The following is a 17,739-nucleotide window of genomic DNA, read 5'->3' on the forward strand; positions in this document are numbered from 1 at the left end:
CACTTGGGGTGATTTTCCTTTTTTAAATAACTTAAAACTAGAAAATTAGCTATTTAGCAAATATGAAATTTGCTCATTTATATATAAAGCCATAGAAAAAATAAACTGTAAAAATTAAATAAATATTTTAGAGAAAAAATATAACTGCCCACTAAATTGTGGACAGTTACATTTAAACATTTAGTTAATTTAATAGTGTTATTTTGGAGTTCTTTTTAAAGTTGTATGGTCATATTTCCCTATGAATAGAGGGACTTTTTCAACATCAACATCACTATTCTCAAGACCAAACCATTTGGTTGGAGAAACTGTATATCTTTTTATGAATAATTTTGCTTTAAGTATGAATTCTTCCCAGAAATTTAAATCTGTTTCATACGAAAGCTGCTCTTGAATTAAAAGAAAACGGAAATCACCGACTTTTCTATCTGGCATAGTTGTATAGTTTCTAGATTGAATCTTTATTTCACCATTTTCAACTAACTCAGTTGAAATTTGTCGTAGAAAGACATTCAATTTTTGTTCTACTCTGAATCCAAGTCTTATTTGAACCCTTACAATATATAATGTTCCCAGAGTATCTACTGAATATTCTGCTACATAAGGCTCATCAGTAACAGCAATATTAACAAACCAATAAACATCTGCTTTTTTAGGTCTTTTGTCTAAAATAGAATACATTATTTTTCTTTCGATTTGTTCAGGATCATGGCTGCTGGTTAAACATACAAGATTTGTTGTATACTTAGGACGATCACTATCTTGGCGCAATTGATTAAGTTGGGTCTTATAATTTTCAATTGGCACATGTTCTAATAAACGCATCTTAATATAATAACCTTTGATCCAAATGTACATAATGCTTAAGATTGCAAAAGCAATTAAAGCAGCAATAAATCCTCCGTGAGTGAATTTGATAATATTTGCAATGAAGAAAGAAAATTCAAATGCACTAAAGAAAACAAGAATCAATACGGCAACAATGAGTGGTGTTTTTTTCTTCAGTAAATAGTTAAATAAAAGAATAGTAGTCATTAACATAGTAACCGTAATTGATAATCCGTAAGCTGCTTCCATCCTTGCAGAATTTCCAAAGTAGAGAACAATTCCGATACAGACAATCCATAAAAATCTATTAATCGAAGGTATGTAAAGTTGTCCCTTAGTACTGGATGGATACATAATATGTAATCTTGGAAATAAATTTAGTTTGATTGCTTCAGAAACAAGAGTAAAAGAGCCCGAAATTAGAGCCTGTGAAGCAATAATTGCAGCTAAAGTTGAAAGTATTATACCAAAAATTAAAAAGGAAGACGGAATCACTTGAAAAAATGGGTTTAAGCCTTCCATATTAGTAAAAGTTGGATTATTCCTAGCTGATAGTAACCAGGCTCCTTGGCCAAAATAATTCAATAGCAAACATATTTTAACAAATGGCCAAGAGCCATAGATGTTATATTTACCAACATGCCCGAGATCTGAGTAAAGAGCTTCTGCACCTGTTGTTGCTAAAAATATGCTGCCAAGTATGAAAAAACCTGCTTTGTTTTCGCTGCTAAAAAGAGTGTTAATTGCATAATATGGAGATAGGGCACGCAATAATGTCCAATTGTGCGAAATACCAATAATTCCCCATATGGCTAGCGCAGAAAACCAGACAAACATTATTGGACCAAACATTTTTCCAATTAAATCAGTCCCAAAGTGCTGAATGAAAAATAGAGCACTTAATATGATTATTACAATTGTAACAATATCAAGCTGACTACCAAAGAGAGCGCTAAAACTTGGAATTAAATCCAATCCTTCCACTGCTGAAGTTACAGTTACGGCAGGAGTTAGCATCCCATCAGCTAACAAGGCCGATCCACCAATCATTGCTGGAATTATAAGCCATTTTGCACGATTTCGGACTAAGGTAAAGAGCGAAAAGATTCCACCTTCGCCATTATTATCCGCATTTAAAGTTATAAGGACATATTTTATTGTTGTTAAAATTGTAATTGTCCAAAAAATTAGAGATAATGATCCAAGAATAAAGTTTTCAGATATATTATTCAAGCCCCCATTACCTTCAATAATTGATTTCATTACATAAAGTGGTGAAGTTCCAATATCTCCGTAAACTACACCTAGTGCTATAAGTATTCCTCCAGCACTCAGTTTTGCAACATCTCCATGTTTTGTAGTTGATTTCACATTAATCATCCTTTACATCAAAAATAGTTATACATAATTCCTAAAATTAAATAAACGAAATTTAAATACTTTTAATTTACTTTTAGTATGTAAAGTAGGTAAATTAATAATTATTTTAAGAATAATTATTATAATAACATTGTTAAAAAATATTAGTCAAACTATTAAAAATAAGATAATATAACAAATAACGCTAAATATATAGGATTTTAGCCCTTATATGAGGATTTGGACTAATATTGATAAGAAGTAAACAATAGTCTATCAGCTTATGAGTTTATTATGCTGCAAGCATAATAAATATATTTATAGAAATAATAAAAACGAAATGATTTGTTACAGAAATTTATCTCTATAAAAATAATTTACCCAATTTTTAAAAATAAATCAGAGCTCGGGAGATAAATTTATGAAGAATAAGCCTTATGATAAAAGAAACAGTATTAGTAGTTTAGGAAGTGATTTGACTACAGCAATTCAGAACTTCCATTATTCTGGAGAAGAGATTAAAAAAATCAGTAATAAAAAGAATAATAAAATTGAGAGATAAGTGGTTTTCTTTGAAAATGTTTTGGTTGAAAACGTATATATCTAGAAAAATAATCATTCATCATAATTCTAAAAATATTGCAAGAATTTTAGGCGCAATTGTGAATTATGAAATGTGCATTGTGAATTGCAGCATATTATTTAAAGAAAATTATCTTAAATAATTCTTTAGAAAGGAGAGTTTGACTAATGAGTAGAAATCGTGAAGGTAATAAGTTTAAGAATATTATGAGTGTTGGAAATTTCACTAAACATGCAGTAGAAAATTTCGAAGAAAATATAGTAAATCAAAGAAATTATTTAGAGAAAGTTAAGGAAAATGAAAAATCTAGAGAAAATGAATAGTTCCAATTAGGAGGTGAGAACATGGAAAGTATACTAGGTTATTATTTAATGCCACATCCGCCAATAATTATACCAGACATAGGTAAAGGTGAAGAAAAGAAAATAGAGGAAACAAGTTTAGCATGCAATAAAATAGGAAGAGAAGTAGCAGATATTAAACCAGATACAATAATAATTATAACACCTCATGCTACAATGTTTTCTGATGCAATATCTATATCAGACGAGGAAAGAATTTCAGGAGATTTAAGCCAATTTAGATGTACAAACATAAAAATGGATATTCCCATAGATAAGGAGTTTAATGTCAAGCTTGGAACAGCATGTCATGTAGAAGGAATTCCGTCAGTTCTTGCAGATTCGGAATTATTACGTAGATATAATGTTAATTATGAATTAGACCATGGAAGTATAGTACCACTATATTTCATTAATAAATATTATAACGATTATAAATTGGTTCATATTACTTACTCAATGATAGGAGATATTAATTTATATAAATTTGGTATGGAGATAAAAAATGTAGCAGAAAAATTAAATAGAAAAGCTGTTATTATAGCAAGTGGAGATCTTTCGCATAAACTTAAAGATGAAGGTCCATATTCGTATTCGCCATATGGAGAATTATTTGATAAAGCTCTTTTGGGTAACCTTGAAAAAGGAGATGTTTTAGGCGCTTTTAATATGAATAAAACTATGATTAGTGAGGCTGGACAATGTGGGCTAAATTCAGTTTATATACTTCTTGGAGCAATGGAAGGTAAAGAAATAAAAGGACAGCTTTTATCGTATCAGGGAACTTTTGGAGTGGGATATGGAGTAATGAAACTTAGTAGACAGCAGCAAGATAGAGACTATTTAGACGAGCTAACAAAATATAAAGAAGAACAATTGAAGACAAAGCTAAATGAGAGCAATGCCTATGTAAAACTTGCAAGAGAAAACCTAAATCATTATTTTTCTCACGGAAAAAGTATAGAAGACATTTCCAATTTGCCAAAAGAACTATTAAACGAAAGACATGGAGTTTTTGTATCTTTAAAAAAGTTTGGTAACCTTAGGGGATGTATAGGAACAATTGCACCAACAACAGGTTCTGTGGGTGAGGAAATAATAAGAAATTCTATAGAAGCAGCTATGAGTGATCCAAGATTTTCAGAAGTTTCAGAAGATGAAATGGATGACATTGATATATCTGTAGATGTTCTTATGGATTCGGAACCATGTAATAAGGAAGATTTAGATCCTAAAAAATATGGAGTCATTGTTTCTTTAGGAATGAGACGAGGGTTATTGCTTCCGGATCTTGAAGGTGTGAATACTGTAGATGAACAATTGCAAATTGCATGTGATAAGGCAGATATAGATTTTGACGAGGATTATAAGATAGAAAGATTTGAAGTTGTAAGATATAAGGAAGGATAGATAATAAATTTATTTAAAGTTAAAGAGGAGGTAACTAAAAATTTATTTTTAGAATTAGAAAACCGCCTCTTTTAGTATAATAAAAGAATATAAAATTTAGTAATTAATATTTATAAGGTAAAACAAATTTATTCAAAAAATTGCGATATTCCTATTATTATCATTAATATACCGGCTAAAATAGTTGGTTTATTTCCGATATTTAGCTTTGTGATAAATTTCAATGCAAAGTTACCAGAAAAAAATATAGCTAAACTAATTATGAAATATGGCAAGGATACCATAAAGGCACTATATCCTATTAATGCAGAGCTAACTGAGCTGCTTACATCATCAAGTGCTAGAGCAATACCTATGGAAAAAGCGTCTTTATAGCCCAACTCCTTTACTTTGCCAAAGTTATCATTTTGCTTTTTAGAAAGTGATGTGTATATCATCTTTATGCCCATTAATACTAAAAGAAGCATACTTATGATAGAGCACTCTTCATCATTAAGGAAGGTTGATATAAATTGTCCAGATAAAGAGGCTGCAAAAGATACTGCAAAAGCAAGAAAGGCTATTAATAGGTTTTTAGAAAATTTTACTTTGATTCCAGCTATTCCGTATGCTATTCCTACTCCCAAATTATCGATGCTATTAAGAATTGCTATTAAAAATAAATATAGTAATTGCATAGTTTTCACTCCCTTAAATAAGTTAAGTAAAATGAAATTTTATATAAAGAAAGTTGCGTAAAATTAGTTTTGTTATTTACGATGAGGATGTTATTCTATGCTTTTTGTATATTATATGATGGATAGCATATTATGTTATACATTTTTGCCTGCAAAGAAAAATCATTTAAGCAGTTTAGATAGTATAGTTTTAAAAATCAAAGATATTTATGAATATCTTATACTTTATTTAAAGAAGGTGATAAATAGTGGAAAAAAAGATACCGTTTTATGAGGAAGTCAAAGACAAAGTAAGATGTAGAATATGTCCACATAATTGTTTAATAGATGAAGACAAGTTTGGAATTTGTGGAGTTAGAACGTTGGAATCTAAAGTACCTATTGCAATAAATTATGGAGAAGTAACTTCAATGGGAGTTGATCCCATTGAGAAGAAACCCTTATATCATTTCAAACCATCAAAAGATATTTTATCAATTGGAAGCTTTGGGTGTAATATGACGTGTAGCTTTTGTCAAAATTATGAGATATCTCAAGGAAAGCCACAGACTCAATATATAAGCGTTGAAAAATTAATGGATATTATTCCAACCATAGAAAACAATATTGGTGTTGCATTTACTTATAATGAACCTTTCATGTGGTATGAATATATGTATGATGCTGCAAAGGGCATAAAAGAGAATAATACTGATACAAGTGTTGTGGTTGTTACTAATGGCTATATCAATGAAGAGCCACTTAAAAAGATTCTTCCTTATGTAGATGCTATGAATATTGATTTAAAGGGATATACAAATAGATATTATAATAATATTTGTGGTGCGAAACTTGAGCCTGTTCTAGAAACTATAAAAAGGTGCAGCGAATACTGTCATGTGGAAATTACTACTTTACTTGTCAGTGAAGAAAACGATTCTTTAGAAGAAGCAAGGCAAATAGCTGAATTTATAGCTAGTGTTAATGAAAATATACCTCTTCATTTAAGCAGATATTTTCCAAGATATAAGATGGAGAATGAGGCTACAAAAATAGAAAAGATAACAGAAGCTCAAAATGAAGCAAAGAAATACTTAAAACATGTGTATGTAGGAAATATTCAAGGAGTTGATAATAATACTTATTGTGATAATTGCAATGAACTGCTTATTGAGAGGAATGGTTATTCAACTAATGTATTTATAAAAGATAATAAGTGTCAAAAATGTGGTGAGGAAATAAACATAATATTGTAAAATAGGATTTAAATTTTAAATGATAATTAAAGCAGGAGTTTTAAATTCTCCTGCTTTAATTATCATTTACTAGTAGTTGTAAATGGATTGAATTTGATGGCACCATTATATTGATAAGGATAAAATTGCTTTAAGTGAGAAAGGTAATTTATCCATTGAGAAGTTAATGCCCTATAGACTCTGCAAATATCACCCTTTATGTGAGTAGAATCATCTTTTGTCAGTGTTTTGTATTGTAAAAATACAATTTCATCTCTTAAATGCATTAGAGACATAAGTAAATCAGCAAAGGTTTCATGCTCTAATATATTCTCATTACTTATAAGGTTAGATAAAATATCTCTACTTTCGAGAACTAGTTTTTCAAGTCTAGGATAATTAATCTTTTCAAATGCTATTATATGTTCATAAGATTTTAGCTTATTATTAGAAGTTTTTAGGTCTGTAAAATCTAAATTTAAGTATTGTATATTCTCATCACCAGCTACTATTATTTCTAATAGAGTAAAACCAATATCACTAAAAAATAGTCCGACTAACATATTTAATTTACTTAAGCGTTCAAGTTTAGTACGTCTTTCTACAAGCTTCTCAAATACTAGGGTTACGACTAATATATTTATAGGGATAAAACAGAGGCTCATAAAAGAGTAATAAATCGTGTTTTCTAATTGACCAAATACTAAATAGTGAATAAAAAACATTATGAATGATAATAAAATTAAAATAAATGAAACTAATAAATAATGTGTAATATTTTTCATAATTGCTCCTTTAATATTAGAATTTATATAGATAACAATAGCATGTCTGACAAGTTAAGACAATTATATTTCAATATTAGAATAATAATTGTTTGATTGTACTATTATGTAATATATTGGATTTAAATTGAGTTATATGATAGAATTTATAAATATTATATTTTGTCTACAATATATGTAGATGAACAGCGGAGGTAAGATAATGAGTGAGAATGAGTTTGAGCAGTTTTTACATACCAATATACCAATTACAGAAGCTATGGGCATAAGTGTTACAGAGTTTACTAAGTCGAGAGTTATACTTGCTGCTAAATTAAAACCTAATATAAATGATAAATTAACAGCGTTTGGAGGAAGTATAAATACTTTGATGACAATATGCGGATGGTCTATGGTTTTTGTAAATATTAAAGAAATTGATCCAAAAGCTCAGATAGTAATTAAAAAAAGTAATATAAATTATAGGGCTCCTATACGTGAAGATTTTACTGCAGAATGTGAAATTTTTGGGGATGAAACAAGAAGAGAATTTCTCGAAACATACACGAAACATAACAAGAGTAGATTAGATCTTAAGGTTGTTATTAAAAATAAGGAAACTGTTTTTGCAGAGTACGAAGGGCAATATGTTGTATTTAAATAGAATAATTAGGGCTAAATTTACAAGTATAAATAGATTTATTATGGAGGATAAATAATGGGAATAAAAGCTATGCACCATGTGTGCATTCAAACCAATAGTTACAAAGAATCTCTTGAATTTTATAAAAATATTCTTGGGTTTGAGATTGTAGAAGAGACAAAGAATTTTCATACTAGAGATTATAATACATGGTTAAAACTAGGAACATTCATGATTGAGTTACAAACCAGCAAGACGGGAGAAGATCTTTCTAAGTGGAATAAGTTAAGCGAAGGGATAGTCCACATGTGCTTTTTAGTGGATAATGTTCAAGAGGAATTTAACAGGATTAAAGGTTTAGGCTATAACAATTTTAGGGTTAAAAATAATGAAGTGATATATAAAGTTGAAGATAGTTTCTTATTTAAACTAAAGGCTCCTGAGGGCACAGAAATTGAATTTAGAGATAAAAATGAAATATAGATTTCATTTTAAAGGAACTTTATAATACTATAGAAAGAAATATAATAGAGGTAAAGTGCATCTAAGAGCCTACTAAGGCAATTAAGACTATAATAGAGAATTATGAATATAATTATTTTTGTAGTTGAAAAACAATAATATATCATATTTATTTGAGGACTGTTATAGCAAACGCTGACTTATATTCATATCTTACCTAAGAATAATAGTTTTAGGTGGTATGAATGAGAAAAAGCTTTGGAACAGTTTTAAATTGTATTGACGGAAGGACTCAGATTCCAGTAATAAATTGGATAAAAGAAAATTTTAATGTGGAGTATGTAGATTTAATAACTGAGCCTGGAATGGACAAGATAGTGTCAGAAGGAAATCCGTTTTATTCAAGTAGATTAAAAGATAAGATTAATATTTCGGTTAAAGCTCATAAATCCAAAATAATTGGATTGGTAGGTCATTATGACTGTGCTGCGAATCCAGTGGATGCTGAGGTGCATTATAGGCAAATAGAAGAAGCCACAAATTTAATTAAAAATTGGAATTTTTCGGTTGATACAATAGTTGGTTTATGGGTAGATGAGTTTTGGGAAGTACATGTCGTTAGCTTGTATAAAAGAATTTAAATATAGAACATATATAAATTAGGAGCAGATGTTACTTAATCTGCTCCTGTTTTAGATGCACAAATATATTCAGAACAAAGATTTAAGATATAACAAATATAAACTAAAAAAGTTTATATAAAAATATCAATATATCCTTTTTGAATTTTATAGGCTACTTAAGAAGAAATTACAAAGTATATTTTTAGTACGTTAGAAGAGAATATATTTTGTGATCAATAAAATAATAAAGGAGGAAACAAAAATGGAAGCAACTATGACTAGAAATGCAAATTCATTAATATCAGAAGGAAATCCAATGCAATATTGCATTGATGCTTGCAGCAAATGTGTACAAATATGTGAGGAATGTTTAAACTTATGTTTACAACATAGTGATGCTAGAGATAGGATGTATTGTATTAAATCACTTCAAGATTGTGCTGAAATTTGCTCGACAACAGCTTGTTTTATTTCAAGAGGAAGCGGTCATATAAGAGAAATAGCTACTGTATGTGCTGCAGTCTGTGAAAGCTGTGCAAAAGAATGCGGAAGATTTGATGATGAACATTGTCAAACTTGTGCTGATGTATGTAGTCAATGCGCTAGCGAATGTAGACACGTATTAAATATGTAAGGAATTGTTTGGCTTAAGTCACTTCTTATTTTAAACATAAAAGTTTAGAAAATATTAAAAATCGCTATTTTAAAGATTAATAGCGATTTTTAATATTTTACATAACTAATTCGATAATTATTATAAATGTATTTGGTAGCAGATTAAAAAATGGACAAATTATGTTTTTAGTTTCTTTATGTAGATTTTAAAAGAAAATTAACATTTAATAAGATAAAATGTGTGAAATATGTATTGACAATAAAAGAACGTTCGTTTATTATAGAAATATAATAATAGAGGTGTTTAAATGAGAAGGAAAGACGATGAAAAGCAAAAAAACATAAAAGAAGCAGTTATTAAATTAATTCTTAAGGAAGGCTTTCACGGTGCTTCTATTTCGAAGATAGCAAAAGAGGCAGGGGTATCACCCGCTACAGTATATATATATTATGAGAATAAAGAAGTCATGTTACAGGACATATATCTTGAATATTCTGAAGATATTTTTGATTACATACTCAGTAAACTTAACAATAATATGAATGGTCAGCAAGTTATCGAAATTATTGTTAAAGAGTATTTTATTTATATTAAGGAGCATGGAGAAGTCTTTCATTTTGTAGATCAATTTGCTAATTGTCCAGCTTTGTCAAATCAATGCTTGACCAAAAGAGGAATAGATAACCTAAATAATTTTCTTGATGAAATGAAAGAAAGAAAAGTATTTAAAAATCTTCAAAATGATAATTTAAGAGCAATACTTTTTTATCCAGTAAAATCAATTGCTATTAATTCATGTATTGAGGAAAATGAAAAATTTGAGTTATTAAAGGAACTCATTAGAATAGTACAAGACGCATTACTTATATAATTAAAAGAACTGTTTTTTAGTGCGAGAGATTTTGTGAAGATATAATTGCAGAAGTATCTCGCTATTGCTTAACCAATCTTTAAATGAATGCTCGTTTAAGAATGTTCTAATAGGAAGGATGATTATGATGATAAATTTAGATAATAAAAATAATATGGGAAGAGTAATTCCTGTGTCAGATATAGTGCTATTACCTGGAATGTACCATACATTAAAATTTAATAAATTTAGTGAAACTCAAATTGAAAGTTTATCAGATGAAGATATAGTTAATATTGCATTACCTTTAAAACAAAACTTTGGTCAAAGTAAGTTAAAGGAAGAAGATTTTCATAGAGTTGGTGTTACATTTCAAGTAAATGCAATTGAAAAAACAGAAAAGGGATATAAAGCAGAAATTAAAATATTAGATAGAGTTGAAATTAAAACTTTCAGTATTGAGGAAGATTTTATTAAAGCTGAATTCGAATTTGCACCTGATATTATTGATCTTACAGAAAAAAGTAAGGATGAAATGGTAGAGTATATTAAAAAAGTTACTCGTGAAATTAGTGAGAATTTTAAGGGCTCAGAAAAGTTTATGTTGGCTGTTGAAGGTCAAAAAAATTTGAATAAGCTTATGGGATATTTATCTCATTTCATGCAAATTTCAAGTGAGGAAAAATATGATTTGTTGGAAACTCAATCATTAAAGGATAGAGGTCTTAAATTTATAGATTATTTATTGAAACAAAAGGAATCTTTAAAATTACAATTTGAATTAGCAGAAAAATTCACAGAAAAAGCTAATAAGAATTATAGGGAAACAGTATTAAGAGAGCAGTTAAAAGCTATTCAAGAAGAATTAAATGAAGGAAAAAGCTCAGCATCTAAAAAGGACAAGAACTACTTAAGTAGAATTGAAGAGGCCCAGATGCCGGATGAGATAAAAGAAGTTGCTTTAGAAGAATTAGGAAAATTAGAAAGCCAAAGTCCAAATGGTGCTGAATACAATGTGATTAAAAACTACTTAGAATTATTAATTCAGCTTCCTTGGAAAAAACAAGAATTTAAGGACATTGATTTGGAAGAAGCAAGAAGAATATTAGATGAGCAGCATTATGGGTTAGAAAAAGTTAAAGATAGAATAATACAACATTTAGCAGTTATGCAGCTTAAAAATGATAAAAAGGGTTCTATTCTATTATTAGTAGGTCCTCCAGGAGTAGGAAAGACAAGCTTAGGAAAGAGTATTGCAGAAGCTTTAAACAGAAAATATGTAAGATTAAGTTTAGGTGGAGTTCGTGATGAGGCTGAAATAAGAGGGCATAGAAGAACTTATGTAGGTGCAATGCCAGGAAGAATTATTCAAAGTATAAAGAAAGCAGGAGAAATAAATCCAGTTATGGTTTTAGATGAAGTGGATAAGTTAATGGCTAGCTATAATGGAGATCCTGCAAGTGCATTATTAGAAGTATTAGATCCAGAACAAAATGATACTTTTACTGATCACTATTTAGATGTACCTTATGATTTATCTAATGTATTCTTTATTGCTACAGCTAACTCTCTAGATACTATACCAAGACCTTTACTAGATAGGATGGAAGTAATTCAAATTTCTAGTTATACTATGAATGAGAAATTCCACATAGGAAAGAATCACTTAATACCAGCAGTTCTTGAAGAACATGGGTTGAATGATACTCAGCTTGTTATAGAAGATGCGGCATTAGAAAGAATTATAAGTGAATATACTCTAGAGGCTGGAGTAAGAGGACTTAAAAAGCAAATAGCAACTATTGCGAGAGTTGCATCAGAAAAGATTGTATCTAATAAGGTAGAATTACCTTTTAAAGTTAAAGAAGATGATTTAGAGGACTTATTAGGAAGAAAAGTTTCAAGCCATGATAAGGCTCAAGATGATAATGTTCCAGGAGTTGTAACTGGATTAGCTTGGACATCTGTAGGAGGAGAAATACTTTTCATCGAAGCGACAGGAATGCTAGGAAGTGGACAAATTGTCTTAACTGGACAGTTAGGAGATGTTATGAAAGAATCTGCACAAATCTCTTTAAGTTTATTAAAATCAAGATTGCCAATTAATGCTATAAACTTTAGAGAAAGAGATATTCATATTCATGTTCCATCAGGATCTGTTCCTAAAGATGGACCATCAGCAGGAATTGCATTATTTACTGCACTTGCATCACTTGTTACAGGTATAAAAGTAGATTCAAAACTTGCAATGACAGGAGAAATAACTCTAAGAGGAGCTGTTCTTCCAATAGGAGGACTTAAAGAAAAATTATTAGGAGCTCAAAGAGCTGGAATTATAAAAGTACTAATTCCAAAGGATAATGTAGTTGATTTAAATGAGGTTCCACAAGAAGTTAAGGAACAATTAACTATTATAGCTGTAGAAACAGTAGAAGATGTTCTAAGAGAAACTTTGGGAATTTCACTACCAAGAATAGAGCATATATTTAATCCTAATAAATTTATTGAAGGAACTTTTAAGCCAGCAGAAGAATAAGAAATATTAAGAGATGTTGTTAAAACTACTTATTAACAAGTAGGAGAAGCAACATCTCTTCTTGCTTTTTACGAAAATGGAAATATAAAAACTTCGAGTTATAAAAAGTAATGACATCAATGGATCGATAAGTGTGAGATGTTTAAAACCTACCTTTTTTATTAAACGCAATAATTTTATGATTTAACAATGCTATTTAAAATCATACCTATTACTATTAGTACTATGCCTGCTAGTCCAACAAATGTTGGACATTTATCATGAAATATAAAAACTCCACCTATAAGAGTAAATATTACTTCACCGGATTGTGTTGATTCCACGACGGCTAATTTGTGTGTATCATTACTTACTATATCGGTTGCTTTAAAAAATAATATTGTAGCAATAATCCCTGAAAAAATGGCAACGATTAAGGATTGAAGCATTTGCCCTTTACTTGGCATACCTGCAGACAATACACCGAATGTTGATATTAATATCCAAAATGGCATGCTACATAAAGTCATTCCAAATACTCTTTGAAAGGTATTAAATTTGTCATTGCAGATTTCCATCATCTTGCGATTACCAAGTGGATAAGCAAATGCAGCTAGTATAACTGGGATAATTACAGAGATTATTTCTGAAAAAGAGACACTTTTTGCTTCTTCAAACTGCATTAAAAATATACCTAGTAATATTAAAGAGGACATTAATAGAGATTTTTTGGGAAGTGTATTCCTTACTTTGCATATTCCAGTGGGTGTTTTAATACTTTTAAAAAATAATGGAGACATAAGAGCACCAGCAACTATGGTTAATTGCCAAGTTCCAGCAACCAGCCATGATGCACCATATGTAGATGCAAAGCTTAAGGGAGTGTAAAATAATCCAAAGCCTATTGTGCTCCAAGTAATCCATTGAATGGGTTTATTAATTATATCATTTAATACTGGATTTAATTGTCTATTTATAATCATAATAATAAGCAAGAGTGGTAGCATAAATATATACCGTAGAGATGAACTCCATAAAAAACTTCCTCCAGAAATATTCATTTGTTGATTTAATATAAATGTAAATGCAAAGAAAAATGATGCTGCAATTCCTAATATGAGTGCTTTTGTCATTTAAAAAACTCCTTACCTAAAATATTTAAAATTAAGTTGTAAATTAAATTAGTAAGATATGTTATATTATATACATGAACAATATTTTGTGCAATATATTATAATATATATGTTATAGCATACAATGTTTTTGAGAAAAGGAGTAGCATATGAGAAATTTAAATTCGATTATTGGGAGTAAATTGAAGGAAATCAGAAATAAGAGAGAATTAAGTTTAGATGAAGCGGCAAAATTAACTGGAGTCAGTAAGGCTATGTTAGGACAAATAGAGCGAGGACAATCAAGTCCGACAGTATCTACTTTGTGGAAAATTTCAACTGGATTAAAGGTGTCTTTTTCGTTCTTTATTGATGAAGAGCAGGATGAATTAGAGATAGTAGATCAAAATAATATTGATCCGATTATAGAAGACGATGCTAGAATGAAGTTATATCCGATATTTCCTTTTGATGCAAATAAAGGTTTTGAAATATTCACTATAGAATTAGAACCAGGGTGCAATCATATATCTACTCCACACAGCGATGGCGTCGAGGAATATATTATAGTAACTCAAGGTGAAGTAGAAATAGATATTGAGGATCAAAAGTATTCGTTAAAAAAAGGTAATTCTATTAAATTTGTAGCCAATATACCACATAAATATAGAAATGTGAGTAGAGAACCGGCAATATTTCAAAATATAATACTTTATTTCAGGTAATGAAATATCCTTGATCAATATTGTTTCGATGAGAAAAATATATAGTAAATAAGTTGCATTTTTGAGATTTCAAATGCTATCTCATATTAATTAGTTAACTATATTATAGTGAAATGCTATAATATAGAATTAGATAATGATAATTAAGAATTAGATTTTATTCGAAGGATAAGAATTAAGCGAAAGAGGTTGGTTGAAATATGGGAAAATTAAGAGTAATAGGTATAGGACCTGGAAGTGTTGAGAATATGAGTCTGAGAGCACTAAAGGCCATTGAAGATAGTGATGTTGTTGTTGGATACAATAAGTACATAGATATGATAAAAGACTTAGTTAAAGATAAAGAGTTATATTCGACAGGAATGAAAGGTGAAGAAGCTAGATGCAAGGAAGCTTTAAATTTATGTAAGGATAAAAATGTTGCATTAATAAGTACTGGAGATGCAGGTATTTATGGAATGGCTGGATTGATACTTGAACTTAAAAAAGATGAGGATGTGGAGATAATTCCAGGTATTACTGCAAGTAGTGCAGCAGGTTCTGTAGTTGGGGCACCTCTTATGCATGATAATTGCAATATTAGCTTAAGTGACCTCATGACACCTTATGAAGATATAAAGAAGAGAGTAAAACTTGCAGCAGAAGGAGACTTTGTAATATCCTTATATAATCCTAAAAGTAAGGGAAGACCTGACTATTTAAGAGAATGTATTGATATAATAAGGGAGTTTAGGCAGGATAGCACTCCAGTGGCAGTAATAAGACATGCACTTAGAGAAGGGCAAAGTTATAAATTATTTACTATCAAAGATTTTGATGAAGATATAGTAGATATGATGTCTATTGTAATAGTAGGAAATTCAAAAAGTTATTATAAAGATGAAAAATTCATAACACCTAGAGGTTATGAAAATAAAAGATAGAAATAGATTGTATTTAGATATATAAAAGAAAATAATGAGTCGATGATGCGCTACATTAATTGGAAATAAATTCGCATGGTTGGCTCATTATTTTTCTTAATGTGTCTTGGCAATCTGGAATGGAGAAAGTATGATTGGATTTATATTAGGAACTTCAGAGGGAAGAAAAATTTTGTCGTTAATAAATAAATATACTAGTGACATTGCAGTTACAACTGCTACAGCTTATGGAGGAGAGCTACTCAAGGAATTTAATATAAAGGAACTAAACACAAAACCTTTGAATGCAGAAGAAATGCTAAAATGGATAGAGATTAATCAAATTGATATACTAGTTGATGCATCTCATCCTTATGCACAAGAAGTTACAAAGATCGCATTAAAGTGCGCAAATTCACTTAAGATTAAGTATGTAAGATATGAAAGATTAGGTGCTCTTGAGAGTATTACTGGAGAAGATATAGTAAGAGTTAAGGATTATGATGAGGCTATTGAAATTATAAAGAATATAGATGGGAATATTTTAAATACTACAGGCGGAAATAATGTTTCTAAGTTTGTAAATTTAGAGTTTAATCATAGAGTAATACATAGAATTTTACCATCACCTAAAGTATTAGAAAAGATAGTCGAAAAGGGAATTAATATTAAAGATATTATAGCGCTTCAAGGTCCGATATCGTATGAACTAGAAAAAGCATTTATTTACCAATATAATATTAAGGCAATTTTGACTAAAGACAGTGGTAAAGAAGGCGGAGTTCTAGAAAAGCTTAAAGCAGTTCGGGAAGCCAAGATTAAATTAATAGTAATAGAAAAACCAAAATTTAATTATGAATTAGTATTTAATCATGAAGAAAAATTAGTAGAGTTTCTGATGAAATATAAAAAATAAAATGGGGGTAAAAATGAATTATATAGTCAAAAGAACTACTTCGGAAGATGTAGATTTTAAGTTTTTAGAGAAGCAACTTGATGATGAGTTATTCGAAATATATGGGGATATGCAAAGTAATTATTCATCACACAATACAGTTATAGATTTAAAGACAATTATAATATTTGTTGACCAAAAGCCAATAGGCTGTGGGTGCTTAAAATTTCTTGATTGTGATTTAGCGGAAGTGAAGAGGGTATATGTATCATTAGAATATAGAAACAGAGGAGTAGCTAAGATTATAGTAAAAGAAATTGAAAAGTTAGCAATTGAAAGTAATATTAAAAATATTATTTTGCAGACAGGAAGCAGACAAAAGGCCGCTGTCAGTTTATACGAGAGTATGGGATATAAGTTAACTGAAAACTATGGACCATATATAAATGATAGTAATAGTATTTGTATGAAGAAAATCGTTTGATAGAGAAATTTACTATAGAGATGTTAATATAGCTATAAAAATGTTTTTCATCGAAACAAAATAGATAAAAGGGGGAGATACTTACGGAAAGCGAAGAAAAACTGTCATTTTACGATGAAGAATTAAATGAAATTGGTGTAGCTTCTCGTTCAGAAATACATGCAAATGGACTTCTACATAAGGTGGTTCATTGTTGGATAGTAGATGAGTCTAGCAATGAGAAATGGATATATTTTCAACAGAGATCATATAAGAAAAAAGATTTTCCAGGATTATATGATATCTCAGCAGCGGGACATGTTGAGATTGGAGAGAAAATAGAAAATGCATTAAAACGTGAAGTTAAGGAAGAAATAGGAATAGAAATTAATTTTAAGAAATTAAGATTTGTTGGAAGTATAAGAGAAAAATTTAATCTAAGTAGCTTCTTAAATAATGAAATATGTGAAGTATATTTATATAATGTAGAAGATCCTAAATTTAATATTGGATTTGAAGTGGAGAAGATGGTAAAGTTATCATTTAGTGAATTTAAGAAGTTGGTATTAGGTGGCTATGACCATATTATAGCTTTTTCAACTGATGGAAAGTCAAAATTTAATATAAGAGCGCATGAATTTTGTGTACATGAGGAAGAATATTTAAGATCAATAATAGATTTTATTGGAAAATGATTATTGATTAAATTATTTTTTTGGAATATAATCAAAGAAAAGAAATAATTCTTATTGAAGGG

Annotated in this window: 19 protein-coding genes; 15 read left to right on the forward strand and 4 right to left on the reverse strand. The window is 29.4% G+C overall.

From position 1 onward, the window contains the following. Positions 1 to 198 precede the first annotated feature (198 nt). Positions 199 to 2,199: a KUP/HAK/KT family potassium transporter gene (locus ACJDTP_RS04285; RefSeq protein WP_319801733.1), complete on the reverse strand. Its 2,001-nt coding sequence runs from the start codon at positions 2,197 to 2,199 to the stop codon at positions 199 to 201. Positions 2,200 to 2,608: 409 nt separating this feature from the next. On the opposite strand from ACJDTP_RS04285, the gene ACJDTP_RS04290 reads away from it, so the two are divergent. The 3 genes from ACJDTP_RS04290 (at position 2,609) to amrA (ending at position 4,521) form a co-directional block, all read left to right on the forward strand. Then, entirely contained in the window at positions 2,609 to 2,749 is a 141-nt protein-coding gene (locus ACJDTP_RS04290) for a hypothetical protein (RefSeq protein WP_168983396.1), read from the forward strand. A gap of 188 nt (positions 2,750 to 2,937) precedes the next feature. Further along, positions 2,938 to 3,093 (forward strand): hypothetical protein, encoded by a 156-nt coding sequence (locus tag ACJDTP_RS04295; protein WP_168983397.1) that lies wholly within the window; start codon positions 2,938 to 2,940, stop codon positions 3,091 to 3,093. 21 nt (positions 3,094 to 3,114) lie between these two features. After that, positions 3,115 to 4,521, forward strand: a complete 1,407-nt coding sequence (amrA, locus tag ACJDTP_RS04300; protein ID WP_103697642.1) for an AmmeMemoRadiSam system protein A — start codon at positions 3,115 to 3,117, stop codon at positions 4,519 to 4,521. 128 nt (positions 4,522 to 4,649) lie between these two features. Here the strand turns inward: amrA and ACJDTP_RS04305 are convergent, their stop codons facing one another. Then, positions 4,650 to 5,198, reverse strand: a complete 549-nt coding sequence (locus ACJDTP_RS04305; RefSeq protein ID WP_103697643.1) for a manganese efflux pump — start codon at positions 5,196 to 5,198, stop codon at positions 4,650 to 4,652. Between the two features lie 248 nt (positions 5,199 to 5,446). On the opposite strand from ACJDTP_RS04305, the gene amrS reads away from it, so the two are divergent. Next, entirely contained in the window at positions 5,447 to 6,433 is a 987-nt protein-coding gene (gene amrS / locus ACJDTP_RS04310) for an AmmeMemoRadiSam system radical SAM enzyme (protein ID WP_406760601.1), read from the forward strand. A 62-nt stretch (positions 6,434 to 6,495) separates the two neighbouring features. Here amrS and ACJDTP_RS04315 read toward each other — a convergent pair whose 3' ends face one another. Continuing rightward, the gene (locus ACJDTP_RS04315) at positions 6,496 to 7,197 is read right to left on the reverse strand and encodes a hypothetical protein (RefSeq protein ID WP_103697645.1); all 702 of its coding nucleotides are present in this window, start codon (positions 7,195 to 7,197) and stop codon (positions 6,496 to 6,498) included. A 202-nt stretch (positions 7,198 to 7,399) separates the two neighbouring features. On the opposite strand from ACJDTP_RS04315, the gene ACJDTP_RS04320 reads away from it, so the two are divergent. The 6 genes from ACJDTP_RS04320 to lon all read left to right on the forward strand — a co-directional run bounded on the left by ACJDTP_RS04320 (position 7,400) and on the right by lon (position 12,906). Continuing rightward, positions 7,400 to 7,840, forward strand: coding sequence for a YiiD C-terminal domain-containing protein (locus tag ACJDTP_RS04320; protein ID WP_103697646.1), 441 nt, complete (start codon positions 7,400 to 7,402; stop codon positions 7,838 to 7,840). 54 nt (positions 7,841 to 7,894) lie between these two features. After that, positions 7,895 to 8,302: a VOC family protein gene (locus tag ACJDTP_RS04325; protein WP_103697647.1), complete on the forward strand. Its 408-nt coding sequence runs from the start codon at positions 7,895 to 7,897 to the stop codon at positions 8,300 to 8,302. 224 nt (positions 8,303 to 8,526) lie between these two features. After that, the gene (locus ACJDTP_RS04330) at positions 8,527 to 8,922 is read left to right on the forward strand and encodes a carbonic anhydrase (protein ID WP_026889274.1); all 396 of its coding nucleotides are present in this window, start codon (positions 8,527 to 8,529) and stop codon (positions 8,920 to 8,922) included. A 244-nt stretch (positions 8,923 to 9,166) separates the two neighbouring features. Further along, positions 9,167 to 9,538: a four-helix bundle copper-binding protein gene (locus ACJDTP_RS04335; protein WP_023976669.1), complete on the forward strand. Its 372-nt coding sequence runs from the start codon at positions 9,167 to 9,169 to the stop codon at positions 9,536 to 9,538. Between the two features lie 289 nt (positions 9,539 to 9,827). After that, a complete protein-coding gene (locus tag ACJDTP_RS04340; RefSeq protein WP_023976668.1) occupies positions 9,828 to 10,391 on the forward strand; it encodes a TetR/AcrR family transcriptional regulator in 564 nt (187 codons plus the stop codon). Positions 10,392 to 10,518: 127 nt separating this feature from the next. Continuing rightward, complete coding sequence (gene lon / locus ACJDTP_RS04345) at positions 10,519 to 12,906, forward strand: endopeptidase La (RefSeq protein ID WP_406760695.1); 2,388 nt, start codon at positions 10,519 to 10,521, stop codon at positions 12,904 to 12,906. A gap of 176 nt (positions 12,907 to 13,082) precedes the next feature. Here the strand turns inward: lon and ACJDTP_RS04350 are convergent, their stop codons facing one another. Next, positions 13,083 to 14,018, reverse strand: a complete 936-nt coding sequence (locus tag ACJDTP_RS04350) for a DMT family transporter (protein WP_406760602.1) — start codon at positions 14,016 to 14,018, stop codon at positions 13,083 to 13,085. A gap of 149 nt (positions 14,019 to 14,167) precedes the next feature. Between ACJDTP_RS04350 and ACJDTP_RS04355 the strand changes: the two genes are divergently transcribed. From ACJDTP_RS04355 to ACJDTP_RS04375, 5 genes are all read left to right on the forward strand, one after another. Further along, complete coding sequence (locus ACJDTP_RS04355) at positions 14,168 to 14,722, forward strand: helix-turn-helix domain-containing protein (protein ID WP_078114897.1); 555 nt, start codon at positions 14,168 to 14,170, stop codon at positions 14,720 to 14,722. Positions 14,723 to 14,922: 200 nt separating this feature from the next. Further along, positions 14,923 to 15,645, forward strand: coding sequence for a precorrin-3B C(17)-methyltransferase (gene cobJ, locus ACJDTP_RS04360; protein WP_077843435.1), 723 nt, complete (start codon positions 14,923 to 14,925; stop codon positions 15,643 to 15,645). Positions 15,646 to 15,775: 130 nt separating this feature from the next. Further along, a complete protein-coding gene (locus tag ACJDTP_RS04365; protein WP_078114898.1) occupies positions 15,776 to 16,540 on the forward strand; it encodes a cobalt-precorrin-6A reductase in 765 nt (254 codons plus the stop codon). A 13-nt stretch (positions 16,541 to 16,553) separates the two neighbouring features. Beyond that, positions 16,554 to 17,003, forward strand: coding sequence for a GNAT family N-acetyltransferase (locus tag ACJDTP_RS04370; protein ID WP_161222717.1), 450 nt, complete (start codon positions 16,554 to 16,556; stop codon positions 17,001 to 17,003). Between the two features lie 182 nt (positions 17,004 to 17,185). Further along, positions 17,186 to 17,677 carry an NUDIX hydrolase gene (locus tag ACJDTP_RS04375; RefSeq protein ID WP_161222718.1) on the forward strand — a complete coding sequence of 164 codons (492 nt, stop codon included), beginning with the start codon at positions 17,186 to 17,188 and terminating at the stop codon, positions 17,675 to 17,677. Positions 17,678 to 17,739 lie beyond the last annotated feature (62 nt).

The sequence above is a fragment of the Candidatus Clostridium helianthi genome (assembly GCF_045310795.1).
Lineage (GTDB): Bacteria > Bacillota > Clostridia > Clostridiales > Clostridiaceae > Clostridium > Clostridium helianthi.

What these genes read in the sequence shown, in the direction of transcription:
- ACJDTP_RS04290 (WP_168983396.1), top strand. Translation starts at nt 2,609, where the DNA reads ATGAAGAATAAGCCTTATGATAAAAGAAACAGTATTAGTAGTTTAGGA.
- ACJDTP_RS04295 (WP_168983397.1), top strand. Translation starts at nt 2,938, where the DNA reads ATGAGTAGAAATCGTGAAGGTAATAAGTTTAAGAATATTATGAGTGTT.
- amrA (WP_103697642.1), top strand. Translation starts at nt 3,115, where the DNA reads ATGGAAAGTATACTAGGTTATTATTTAATGCCACATCCGCCAATAATT.
- ACJDTP_RS04305 (WP_103697643.1), bottom strand. Translation starts at nt 5,198, where the DNA reads ATGCAATTACTATATTTATTTTTAATAGCAATTCTTAATAGCATCGAT.
- ACJDTP_RS04315 (WP_103697645.1), bottom strand. Translation starts at nt 7,197, where the DNA reads ATGAAAAATATTACACATTATTTATTAGTTTCATTTATTTTAATTTTA.
- ACJDTP_RS04320 (WP_103697646.1), top strand. Translation starts at nt 7,400, where the DNA reads ATGAGTGAGAATGAGTTTGAGCAGTTTTTACATACCAATATACCAATT.
- ACJDTP_RS04325 (WP_103697647.1), top strand. Translation starts at nt 7,895, where the DNA reads ATGGGAATAAAAGCTATGCACCATGTGTGCATTCAAACCAATAGTTAC.
- ACJDTP_RS04330 (WP_026889274.1), top strand. Translation starts at nt 8,527, where the DNA reads ATGAGAAAAAGCTTTGGAACAGTTTTAAATTGTATTGACGGAAGGACT.
- ACJDTP_RS04335 (WP_023976669.1), top strand. Translation starts at nt 9,167, where the DNA reads ATGGAAGCAACTATGACTAGAAATGCAAATTCATTAATATCAGAAGGA.
- ACJDTP_RS04340 (WP_023976668.1), top strand. Translation starts at nt 9,828, where the DNA reads ATGAGAAGGAAAGACGATGAAAAGCAAAAAAACATAAAAGAAGCAGTT.
- lon (WP_406760695.1), top strand. Translation starts at nt 10,519, where the DNA reads ATGATAAATTTAGATAATAAAAATAATATGGGAAGAGTAATTCCTGTG.
- ACJDTP_RS04350 (WP_406760602.1), bottom strand. Translation starts at nt 14,018, where the DNA reads ATGACAAAAGCACTCATATTAGGAATTGCAGCATCATTTTTCTTTGCA.
- ACJDTP_RS04355 (WP_078114897.1), top strand. Translation starts at nt 14,168, where the DNA reads ATGAGAAATTTAAATTCGATTATTGGGAGTAAATTGAAGGAAATCAGA.
- cobJ (WP_077843435.1), top strand. Translation starts at nt 14,923, where the DNA reads ATGGGAAAATTAAGAGTAATAGGTATAGGACCTGGAAGTGTTGAGAAT.
- ACJDTP_RS04365 (WP_078114898.1), top strand. Translation starts at nt 15,776, where the DNA reads ATGATTGGATTTATATTAGGAACTTCAGAGGGAAGAAAAATTTTGTCG.
- ACJDTP_RS04370 (WP_161222717.1), top strand. Translation starts at nt 16,554, where the DNA reads ATGAATTATATAGTCAAAAGAACTACTTCGGAAGATGTAGATTTTAAG.